This window comes from Mycoplasma sp. 5370 (assembly GCF_054343435.1).
Map to the genome: position 1 here is coordinate 16,755 of NZ_JBTGVF010000003.1, position 12,755 is coordinate 29,509.

Below are 12,755 nucleotides of genomic sequence, written 5' to 3' on the forward strand. Positions count from 1 at the left end.
ACAATCCAGTGCATCAAAGCATTGGATTTTAATTATTAAAAATCTCTTTTAATATGTCTAAATTTATCATAACTTCTTAATGAATTATTAAATTTAAATGTAAAATCTTTTCTATATTTAGAAAGTTTTATTTCTAAATCATACTTATCAATAAACTTATAAAACTCTTTTAAAGCATATTGAAATTTTTTGTCTATATTTTGCTTATTTTTATTATAAAAAATATGTATAAAAATTGAACATAAAACTGTTTCTTCAAATGTTTTTTCAAATAACTCATATTTGTTTCTTATTTTTAATTGTAAATATAAGTAATCTAAATTTTTTGCTATTCCTATTATTTTATCAGTAGTATGACTTTTAAAATCTGAATTTGAATTTCAATCATATTTATATAATTTTTTATGAATATAATAAATATTATCAGTTAATAAAAATAAAACCAAAGCAAGAGAAAATTCTTCATAAGTATAACCTAAATAAAAAGGTAAATATAAACTTTTATATCATTCTTTATTAATTAATTTATTTCAAATAAAAGTAAATTTCTCTATTTCAAAATTTATTTTTTTTCTGTATTTTTCCTTTATAAAAATTCTTTTTTTAAATATATTCATAAATAAATTATTTTTATTACTAAATGAAAAATCAGAAAGGATTATATTGTATTTTTTCTCTGATGAATACAATACTTTATTAAATTCCGAAATAGCATTAGGTTCAAGTTCATCTGTAAAATTTAAAAAAATAAAAAATTCAGTTTCACAGTTATCAACTAAATAATTTTTTATGTGAGAACTTTCTGAGTCTTGAACAAAATCAATAATTTTTATATCAATATTATTTTTATTTTCATCCTTAAATTTATGTAGAACTGTTTTAGTATTATCTGTAGAACCATTATTTAAAAACAATACATTAAATCTTACATCTGTTTGCTTAGTTATTGATAACAACAAATTTTTACAAGTTTTCTCTCCATTAAAAATCGGTATCAAAATAGTTATTTTATTCTTTGTTTCCATTAAAATCTTTCTGTAAATTTTCTAAATTGTATTTTTTATATCTTAATTTTTCATAATTAGAAAAAGCAATATTAAAAAGAGAAAAAAATTTAGTTTTATATTTAATTATTCGTTCATCAATTTGATATTTTTCTAAAATATTATAAAAATCAATTAAAACTATCTGAAACTCGTTTTCTTTATTTAAATTATGGTGAGCTCAAAAAATATGAGTGAATACTTTTCTTATAAAATATTTTTCAATGTTTTCTTTATATACATTAAAAATGTTTCTTTTTTTAAGTTCGCTATATAAGAAATCTAAATTTTTAGTTATACTAACTATTTTTTTAATATTATGTTTTTTAGATAAACCTTGTAAATTTAAATCATATTTATATGTTTTTTTATTAATGTGATAACTATTTATTGTCGATAATAACGAAATGAAAGAAATAGGAAAATCTTCATAATTATAACCAACTAAAAAGGAAATGTCTAAATTTAAAAATCAATCTCTATTTATAGCTTTGTTTCAAATAAAAGCAAGTTGATCTTGTGTATATTCAATGTTATTTTTGTATTTAGGTTTTGTTAAAATTTTTGTTTTTGCTAAATTTAAAATGGGAATATTTTTAAAAATTAATGAAAAATGAGCAGTAATAATATCATATTTATGACTTGAATAGATGGGTTTATTAAATTCAAAAATGGCATTTTTTGTAATAAGATCATCTGGATCTAAAAATAAAAAATATTCTGTATCACAATTGTTTATTAAAATGTTTCTAGCATTTGCTAATCCGCCATTTTTTTCTAAATTTATTATTTTAATATTAAATAAATCATCATGTTTATTTTTAAATTCATTTAAAACTTCTAAAGTGTTGTCTGTTGATGAATCGTTTAAAAAAACTAAATCAAATCTCTTATCTGTTTGTTTAATCAAGCATTTAAAAACTCTTTTATAATACTTATTCTTATTAAAACAAGGAATCAAAATAGATAATTTATTTTTCATTTGTTCTCCATTTATTTTTAATTAATTTTTATTAAATAATAGTATTACAATTTTAACACATACAAATGAAATAAAAATTAACTTTGTAAAAAGTTAATTTTTTATACTTTTATTTGAGATTTTTTAATTTTTTTCTTCATTGAATTTCGTGGTTAATCATATCTTCTAAACTATATTTTAATTTAAATCTTAATTTTTGCTGAATTTTATTTGAATCTGAAACTAGAAAATCAGGATCTCCTTCTCTTCTTGCTCCAAATTTAAAATTAATTTTTCTATTTAAAATCTTAGAAAACATATCTACTACTTCTTTATTAGAATAACCTTTATTACTTCCTACATTAAAAATTTCACTTTTATGTTTATCTAAATATTTATCTAATAATAAGTGTGCTTCTGCTAAATCTTTTACATGGATGTAATCTCTTGTACATGTACCATCAGATGTATTATAATCATTACCAAAAATTTCAAATTCTTCTTCTTTTAAAACTTTATTTGCAATAACAGGTATTAATAAAGAATAGTTATTGGTTTTAGAAAAAAGACCTGCTCTTATTTGAGGATCTGATCCAGCAACATTAAAATATCTTAAAATTCCATATTTAAATTTTTCATTGGTTTTAGCATAGTCTTTAATAATTTGTTCACAAAAAACTTTAGAGTTACCATAGGGATTTATAGGTTTCTTTGCATTATTTTCTTTGAAAGGTAATCCTTTGCCCTTTCCATAAACAGCAGCAGTAGATGAAAATAACAATTTATTTATAGAAAATTTATCCATTAAAGTTAAAACATTAATAATACCATTTATATTATTTCTATAATAATCAAGTGGTTTAGTAACTGATTCTCCAACTTTTATAAAAGCAGAAAACATAACTACTGTATCAATTTGATGATTGACAAAAACTTTTTCCATTTCATCAATATTGTTATGATCAATATTATAAAAAATCATATTTTGATCTAAAAATTCTTTATTTCCAGAACTTAAATTATCAATAATTATAACTTTATAGTTGTTATCTAAAAGGTAATAAGCAAACACTGACCCAATGTAACCCGCACCACCAATTAATAAAAAAGTTTTCATATTATTTTATCTCTTCTTTTTCTTTTATAAAGGATTTTATGCTATTTTTTAAACTATTTTCTCTTAATGCATAATCAATATTAGCTTTAACAAAACCTTCTACTGAACCTAAATCATATCTAATTCCATCAAGCTCACAAGCATAAATTTTTTGAGTTTCCATTAATTTTGGAAAAGCATCTACTAGCTGAATTTCACCACCAAAACCAGGTTCTAAGTTTTTTAATATTGGCATAATTTCTGGTGTAAAAACATATCTTCCAATGATTGCCTTGTTGCTTGGTGCTTCTGAACGCTTAGGTTTTTCTATCGCATCCATTATTTCAAAAACTTTTCCGTGTCCTTGATTAATATGTTTAGGAACTACAATACCATATTTATGTACTTCATTTCATTCTACAGCAGATACTCCTAAAATAGAACATTTATATTTTTCATATTGTTCCATAAGTTGCTTAATTGCTGGTTTTTTATTGCTATAAATTAAATCATCACCTAAAATAACAGCAAATGGTTCATTCTTAATTTTTTTAGCAGCAACTCAAATAGCATGACCTAATCCTAGTTGTTCATCTTGGTGTATTTGTTTAATTTTAATATTAGGCTTTTTAATAAAATTAGTTCTTTGCAAATCATTTAATAAATCAGTTTTATTTTTTTCCACTAATTCTTCTTCTAAATCATAATTAACTCTAAAATAATCCATCATCCATTCTTTTCTAGGTGAAATAATAATTCAAATTTCTTCTATCCCAGATTCAATAGCTTCTTCTACTAAATAATCAATAGTTGGTCTATTTAAAACCGGTAATAACTCTTTATGAACCGTTTTAGTAAAAGGTAAAAATCTAGTTCCTCACCCAGCAGCTGGTATAATTAATTTTTTTATTTTCATATAAAAATTATATATATAATTTGCATTTTTTGATTAAAATTAAAAAAAATAACCGACATAGTTGTCAGTTACTTAACTCTATTCATTTTAATAACTTGTTGCACAAGTGCATCTCCTGGGAAATCCATAATTGTGATTCCAGAGATAAATCTATGATCTTTTTCATAGGTTTTTAGAAGATTTAAAACTTTTGGATTAGCCTGTTCAGCTAATCTAAAAATTGTGGTAGGTAAATTAGTGTGTGATGTGAAGTTTAAAAATAACACTCCTTTACCTTTATACTTGGTACTAATGTCATATTGTCCTTTGATAGCGTCATATTTGTCATTTGGCGTAGCTTCAAAGTTATCTTGTGTATAAAAAATATAAGGTTTTGCTGCTTGCCCACCTGAGTTGTATTTTGGACCTCAAGAAGTATCTGTTGTAATTTTAGGATCTAGATCATTGAATATCATCATTTTTCCTCTTAAATCAGCAACTGTTGGTCATAAAGTTCCTTTATATGATTCTCTTTGATATAAATAATCATAATGTTTTAAAAGAGCATTTTCAAATTTTTGTCTATATTGTTGTCTAAATTGTGGACTTTGACCTGGTTTATAATCTTCACTTTTTATTCTTAATAATAAGAATTCACTTGGATGTCTTTGTAAGAAATAAGCAAAATCTCTTAGAGCATTACTTAAGTTGGTTGTAGCATAAGTTACACCATGTCTTAAATTCATATTCTCATCTATTCTTAAGTCAAAAAATCTAATTCCTTGTTTTAGTTGTGTATCATAGTTATTAGCTTGTGTTTTTGCATAATCCTTACCAAAAAAGTAATAGAAACCTGTTCCTGAAAACATCGCACTATCATGAGTTCCTGGAATACTTAAATCTGAAATTCTAGCAGAGTCATCTAAGGATTTCATTCAATCTAAATTATTTAAACTTGTTCCACTATAGTATCTAGTGTGCTCATCTTGATTATGTGGTTGATCATAGTTATAGTTTGGTTTTGGTTTCGGAGCAGGAGTTGGTTCAGGATTTGGTGTTGATGGTTGATTATTTGAAGGTTCTTCAATTGTTGGTTCTGGATAATCTGGTTCAGGCGGTGTTCCATCTGAAATTAAAGGTTTTGCCCGTTTAAATGGTTTAAAATCATCTACATTTGGAAACTTAATTGATACATTATCAAATAAAACATCGGTTATTCTAAAAATTCTATTATTATATAAAGAATTAGTTGAAAGAATTATTTTATTATCATAATCAAGAGCTATATCTTTAGATTTAGCATAAACCGTTCTTCTAGCCTCATTAACATCTTGAATTTTGATTTTGAGTTCTTTTTTTCCTGTAAATAAATCTTGATTTTTAAATCTTAAAACAAAATCTGCACTAACTCCATAATCAGATTCAAGATTTTTAACTTGAATTGATGCAACTTCTAATTTTCTAGCTTCTGTTCTAAAGTTTTTAACTACTTCTGGTTTGATTTCCAAACTTCTATCATCATAAGTAATACTTTGCAATACATATTCAGTATTATCGAGTAAATTATCAAGACTTAAACTTATATTATTATTAAGTAAAACGATATTTGTAAATCTTTTAGAATAATTATTATTAAAATTTAAAACCAATTCTTTTGTTTTATCAAATTGAGAAGCGTTTTCAAAAGAAATTATCATATTAGCACTTGAAGTTGTAATATGTTCTGTAGAAATGTTTGAAACTTTAATTCTTTGTGGGTTGTCTTTAGTTGTGAAAGAAATAGTTCTAAAAGATGAATCTTTTTCCATTGACTGATTGTTGTATTTAACATTATTTACTGTATAGTGTGTATTAAAATCTAAATTATTTAACATTAAATCAATTGTTGTACTATCGATTATTCTGAAATTCTCAATATTTTTTTCACGATTATTTAATACAACAGTTAATCTTTCGCTAGTTGAAATATCTTTTGTAGATCTTAATTTTAAAGTTAATTTAGCAGAAGCAATTTGAACATCACTGCTTTGCATTGTTTTTAATAAAATATCCTTTTTAGTGCTAAATTCTCGTGTATTAGTATTTATTTGAAGATCAATATTCTTGTGATTGATTCTGCTTATTCTATAAGTAGAATTACTATCTAAATTATTTAAATTTAGTGTTATATTACTATTATTAGAACTTAAAGTTACTTCTTTACGAATTTCTGTATTAGTATTATTTTTAATCAAATAAATAACTAAATTTTGATTTTGTTCTAGTCAATCAGTGTTAGATAAATTTATATTTAAATTTGCTGAATTATAAGTTATATTACTAAAACTTAATCCGCTAACTACTGTAACACTTTTTGCTGTGGTAAAACTTGTATAAACTCCAGAATGATTTAAAATTATATTACCTAATTTTATATTTTTAAGTGTATAAGTGGTATTTTGATTTAATCCAGAAATGATTTGTGATAAAGAGTTGTTGGTGATTAAATTGTGTGAAAAAGTTTTCACTAATCCATTAGAAAACTCTAAAGTTATATTTTCATTTGAATTTAAATATTTAGGATTATTAAATACAACATTTATACTTGCGGAATGCTCATTAACATTAGCAACTGAATAATTATTAATTGATACAAAATCATCTGTTCTAAAATTAATTGAGTTTTCAATTAAATTTTTATTTTCATATTTAATTTGAGTTATAGAGTAATTTTGTGATTCGACTAAATTACTTAAATTTATTGTTACTATATTGTTGTTTATAGAATAATTAGAAATTGTTTTAGTTTCCCCGCCTTGAAATTCGATTATAAAGGAATTATGCGTATTAATGTCTTTAATAGTTCTAAAATTTAAATGTAAATTTGCTGAATTTAAAGTAATGTTATCTATTGAAGTGCTTATTATTTTAACATCTTTATTAGTTGTAAAATAATAAGAAGAGTTTTCTGGTAAAAGATTAATTTCTTGGTGTTTTACATTTTTAACTTTATATGTTGTATTGCTAATTAAATTGTCAAAAACAAAGGGAATTTGGTTATTTTCAACACTAAATGCATTAAAAGTTTTACTTATGATTTGATTGTTTGAAGTATTTTGTAACTCTATTACAAAAGGTTGGTGAACATCTATTCATTCTTTATTTGAAAAAGTAAAGTTTAATTTTAAACTATTATAACTAGTTAATAAATTATTGATACCTAATAAAGAAGAAATTCTTTGTTTTGTTTTAAAATTGATTGTTTCATAATTATTTAATAAACGAATATTTCCATAATTAATAGATGTTATTTGATAATCTGTAAATGCAAATAAATTATCTAATTGAAAAGAAACTTCATTATTATTTAAAACATAATGAGTAAAATTTTTGCTTGTGCCATTAGATAATACTACAGTTATAGGTTCCAAATTATTTAAATCTTTATTATTCTCAAATGTTAAATTTAAAGTTGCAGCATCTGTTGTAACATTATCAGCTGACTTACTTAGTAAATGAATGTGTTTTGTAGTTGCAAAAACATAATGTGAATTACTATTTAAAATATTTTGTTGCTTATGTTCAACTTTTGTTATTTGATAATTTGAATTGCTTTCTAAATTTTGAAAACTAAATTTAGCTAAATTATTTTCAATATTAAAATGGGCAAATTCTTGTCTTACCACTTTATTATTAGATAAATTTTTTAATTCAAATCTTATTGGAGAACTTAAATTCATTCATTCTTTATTTGAAAACTCAAATGCTAAGTTTAAAGAGTTATAACTTTTGTTATCTTCTGTAACATTAACTACAGAAGAAGCAGTTTGTTCTGTTCTAAAAGAATTAATATTTAAGTTATTTAAAATGTTTTTTCTATTGTATTTTATGGAAAAAACAGAATAATTTGTATAAGGAACTAAATTATTTAAATGAAGTGAAATAAGGTTTCCTTGTTTTTCATAGTTTATGAATTCCAAAGTTGTACCGTTTGAAAATTCAACAACAATAGGAACGGTATTATCTATGTCTTTCAATGAGTTAAAAGTTAAATTTAGAACTGCAGAATTTGTTGTTACAGAGTGAATAATTGCATTTTCTAAATTAATATTTTTGGTTGTTTGAAACACAAAAGAATTTGTTGTAGTTAAAAGTTGTGTATTTTTATGCATTATGCTCTTTAATTTATAAATTGTATTGCTTTCTAAATCGTTAAATGTAAATTTAGAAGCTTTGTTTATTAAATTAAAAGGGTTAAAAGTTTTAGAAATTTCTTCTTTTGTGGTATTTTTCTCTAAAACTATTGTTATTGGTTTATTTATCTCTATTCACTCAGGATTTCTAAAATTTAAAGTAAAGTCTATGGAATTATAAGTGCTTGAATTTTGAGTTACATAAGAAAGAGAACTTGGAATTAATAATGTTCTAAAGTCAATTTGCTCATTACTAATTAAATTTTGGTTTTTATGTCTTATTGATAATATTTTATAAGTGGTGTTTGCTGATAAACTTTCCAAACTTAATGAAATACTATCATTTTCCTTTTGATAATCATTAAATCTATATGAATCACCATTATTTAACTCTACAATTATAGGGTGTCTAGAGTCTACATCATTTATATTTTCAAAAGTTAGTACTAAAAGAGCAGAATTATGAGTAATATTAGTTATTCTTTTATTAGTTAAGTTTAAATTAGGAAGGGTTTGGAATGAAAAATCCCTTTCTTTTTCTACATTATTATTATCTAATGTTATTTCTTCTAAAACATATAAAGAATTTGAATGTAAATTATTTAAGTGTAAAGTTAAACTATTATTTAGAATTTTAGAAGATAAAATAGAGATTGAATCCAAGTTTGAAAATTTTATATTAAATATAGAATTGGAATTATAAATTAAATTTTCAAAATTTAAAATTAAATCAACCGAATCAGATGTTATAGAATTTACAGTAAAATCCCGTATTTTTGGATTTTTTAGAGTTTTAAATTGAGTATTTAAATTACTAATATTAATTTCTTCATTATCAAGTATTATTGAATTAATAGAATAATTTCTATTAGGTTGCAAATTATTAAAACTAATTTCCAATCGATTAGAATCATTCAATAAAAAAGAAGTTTGAAAATATCTCTCGTTATTATCAAGTATTATATTTAAATCTTTATTAATATTTTTATCTATTACATTTGTAAAAGTTAAAATTACAGTTGCAGATTTTTGACTTATGTCTTTATATGAAATATTTTCAATTTGCAACCTGTTTTTTGTTTGAATTGTTGGAAAATTGCGATCTAAAATAACCGTTTCTTCATCATATTTAAAATTAACAACATTATAAGATGTATTTTTGTTTAAATTATTAATTGTGAAATAAATATAATTTCCATTTACTTCGTAATTATTTGCTTCTTTTTCTTCTTGATTTCCTGAATTGGATAAAATTAATTTTATTCTATTTCCTTTATCAAAAAGACTAATATTATTTAAAGAAACTTTGATTTTAGCACTATTTTCTGTCGTATTAATAACTTCAAAATTTTCCATTCTTAAAGCTGAAGTATGAAAATTTCTATTTGTACTTTCAATAAATATCTCTTTGTTATTTTTGTAAATTTTATTTATGTAATAGCTAGTGTTGCTTTTTAAGTTGTTTAATATAATAGAACTATTTGAAGCTCTTCATTCTTGTGAAAATTGTTGAAATTGTCCTTGTTCATCTCTTGTTTCTATTACTAATAAATCTCCGTCTATAAAGGCATTTCCTTTGTTAAATGATAATTGAAGTTGTGCAAAGTGTGTATTTAAAGATAAAATTTGTATGTTAGTATTTTTTACTTCTTCCTCTTTTGTTTTAAAAGAAAAAACGTTAGTTGGATTATAAACTACATCATTTATTTTTAAATTTTCTATTTGATAAGTCGAATTTTCATTTAAATTACTTAAATGAATTTGTATTACATTATCTTCTTTTGTAAATTCAACATTTTTATAATCTTCTTCATTAACTAATTTAATTTTTATATTTTCAATATCATTATTATCTAAATTATCTGATAAGTTACTTAATTGAATAACGGCTGAATTTGTTGTTGAACTAATTTCAGACAAAGTAATATTTTTTTCATATTCAATAACGATATCAGATGTTCTAAAAGAAAAATTAGAAACTTTACTTTTTAAAACATTCCCTTCAACTTCAACTTTTTTAACTTTATAAATAGTAGAAGGTAATAAATTATAAAAATTAAAATGTTCTGATAAAGAATTTTCATTATTATTGATGGTAAAATTAAATTCTTTTTCTTTTATTTCTTCCCCTTCTTTAAATTCTAAAGTTATTGTGATAATTTTTGAAGTAGAAAAATATTCTTTATTACTGAAAATAAAATCTAAGGTTGCTGTATTTGTATCCTTTTCAACTAAAGAAATATTATTTATAATAGGTGCTGAAAGTTGTGTTTTAAAATTAAAAATAGGAAATTGAATATTTTTATCATTGATTTTTATATATTCTATGAAATAGTTTTGATTATCCATTAAATCATTTAAAAGTAACTCTATATTTTTGTTTGTGTTGGAAAAAGTAAAAACAAAAGGTTCTATTTTTTTATCTAATTTTATTTCAACTTTTTGTAGCTCTATGTTTTCATTTAAATCTAAAACTAATCTTGCACTATTGGTTTCAATATCTTTAACTTTTATATTGGAAACAAAATAATTTTTTTCTAAAGTTTTAAAATTAAAATCACTATTATTTAGATTTCAAAAATCTTGATTATTTTTTATAGTATCTATTGTATAACTTGTGTCGCTTTGTAAATCATCTATAACAAAAGTGATTTTATTTTCAAACACGGAAAAATTATTGATTCTTTTTTCTTCGTTTCCATTTTTACTTCTTAAATTAATAAATATCTCTTGATCATTGGAAATTAAATTTGAATTATCAATAGATATTTCTAATTTGACTGAATTTTCTTTATTTTCTAGAACTTTAAAGTCTCTTAAAATTACTTTTTGTTTTTCTAAAGTTGTGAATTTAATATTTTTTTTCAATATGTTATGTTGATTATACATTATTTTAGTTATTGTATAATCAGTAGAAGCAATTAAACTTTCAAGTTTCAAATCAACTTTATGGTTATTTATATGAACATTAGAAAAATTTTGAGCTTTTCCATTTAAAAATTCAATGGATAAAGAATTAAAATGATTTATGTTTTCTTCAAAATCAAAATTTAAAGTTGCTTCTGTTTCTTTAATATTTATAATCTCTGTATTTTGGGCAAAAAATTGTTTATTTGTTTTAAAAGTTTTTTTAGCTAAACTATTTATTTGTAAAGGTTTGTTGTCTACTTCTATTCCATAAATAGTATAATTAGTATTTTCTTTTAGTTTATTTATTTCTAAAACAATGTTTTTATCATTAAATTTTCACTTTTCAGCAACTGCTTTTGTACCATTACTTAATTCTAAAGTAATTTTGGAACTTGGTGAAATTTCAAATTTATTTTCAGGTTGTAAAGAAACACTTACTGAATTTTCAGTAATGTTTGCAAATTCTATTTTATTTACCTTGTTAATTGATGCTTTTTGATCTCCAATAATAGGGTTTTTTTCTATTTGTTCCTTTTGTTTTTTAAAAAAAGCAAAAGGAAGAGTTGCAGCTGTAGCAATAAAACCAGGCACTAAAATTAATAATAATATTAATAATGATTTTTTCTTTTTATTTTTTATTTTCATCTCCGCCTCTTCTTACACTCATTTCTTTATTAAATGATACTACAAAAATCGTTTTAAAACAAAAGAAAAAAACATATTTTTTATATGTTTTTCCTTTATTTAAGATTTTTTTCAGTATGGAAGAATGTGAAGTATTCTGGATGAACTACATAACGCGATGCTACTGAAATACCGGCTTCATCATATCCCCATGCATAGATAACAACAAGATATTCAAAACCTCATTTATCAACTTTTTCATATTTTAATTTATAAGCCATTTTAGTAATTGCTAAAGGTGTTTTTACTAAGTGTTCTAGTATTGAAAATTGTTGATCCATTTTTTCTGGAAGTTCATATCTTCTTGATACATAATGTTCTGCAACCATTATTTCTTCTTTGTTTTTGTTAAAATATTGTTTTCTAAAAGCATTGAATCCAAGTAAGAAAATTATATTTTGACGATAGAATCATTGTGGTTCATCGCCTTCAATTCTTTCTATTTTTTGTGTTGTGGAATATTCGTATTTAATTAAAGATGAATAAGCTTTAGCAAGACCACTAAAATTTTCAGCTACATATCTTCCTAATTTGCTTCTTGTATAAATAGCACCTATTCCTTCTAGTTGTTGATAAGCATTAATTGCTGTTATTCTAGATACACCAAATTTTTCCATTAAAAAGTGCTCTGAAGGCATCAATTCATTTGGTTCTAAAACTCTATTTTTAATTAAATATAATAAATATTCTATTAATTCGCTTTTTTTAGTTTTAGATTTTTCTTTTTCAAATTTTTCTTTCATATTAATTTAATTATAATACAAATTATGTTATATGTAAATAAATTACTTATATATATGTTGAATATATCTAATGTTAGTTTATATATTTATATAAAATTACCACTTAGCAATTCTATAAAAACTTTAAAAAATCCTCAAGCAGAGAAAACTGTAAAAACTATTCCTAATGCAACGGTTAAAGAGATTAAAACTCATTTTGTAGAAACTGATACTCTTTTTTTAACTTTTTTTACTTTTTCTTTTGTCATAAT

General features: G+C 22.4%; 7 protein-coding genes. All 7 read right to left on the reverse strand.

All coding sequences use genetic code 4. The features are described from left to right. Positions 1-35 precede the first annotated feature (35 nt). The 7 genes from ACXX88_RS00730 to ACXX88_RS00760 all read right to left on the reverse strand — a co-directional run bounded on the left by ACXX88_RS00730 (position 36) and on the right by ACXX88_RS00760 (position 12,752). Positions 36-1,025, reverse strand: a complete 990-nt coding sequence (locus ACXX88_RS00730; RefSeq protein ID WP_458559284.1) for a glycosyltransferase family 2 protein — start codon at positions 1,023-1,025, stop codon at positions 36-38. After that, positions 1,009-2,025 (reverse strand): glycosyltransferase family 2 protein, encoded by a 1,017-nt coding sequence (locus tag ACXX88_RS00735; RefSeq protein WP_458559285.1) that lies wholly within the window; start codon positions 2,023-2,025, stop codon positions 1,009-1,011. The genes ACXX88_RS00730 and ACXX88_RS00735 overlap by 17 nt, the downstream gene beginning before the upstream one ends. Before the next feature lie 109 nt (positions 2,026-2,134). Further along, on the reverse strand, positions 2,135-3,121 hold the full coding sequence (gene galE / locus ACXX88_RS00740) for a UDP-glucose 4-epimerase GalE (protein WP_458559286.1): 987 nt from the start codon (positions 3,119-3,121) through the stop codon (positions 2,135-2,137). Between the two features lies 1 nt (position 3,122). Next, complete coding sequence (locus tag ACXX88_RS00745; RefSeq protein ID WP_458559287.1) at positions 3,123-4,016, reverse strand: UTP--glucose-1-phosphate uridylyltransferase; 894 nt, start codon at positions 4,014-4,016, stop codon at positions 3,123-3,125. Between the two features lie 68 nt (positions 4,017-4,084). Continuing rightward, on the reverse strand, positions 4,085-11,722 hold the full coding sequence (locus tag ACXX88_RS00750) for a hypothetical protein (protein WP_458559288.1): 7,638 nt from the start codon (positions 11,720-11,722) through the stop codon (positions 4,085-4,087). 95 nt (positions 11,723-11,817) lie between these two features. Beyond that, positions 11,818-12,504, reverse strand: coding sequence for a winged helix-turn-helix domain-containing protein (locus tag ACXX88_RS00755; protein ID WP_436358789.1), 687 nt, complete (start codon positions 12,502-12,504; stop codon positions 11,818-11,820). A gap of 86 nt (positions 12,505-12,590) precedes the next feature. After that, entirely contained in the window at positions 12,591-12,752 is a 162-nt protein-coding gene (locus ACXX88_RS00760) for a hypothetical protein (protein WP_436358788.1), read from the reverse strand. Positions 12,753-12,755: the final 3 nt, after the last annotated feature.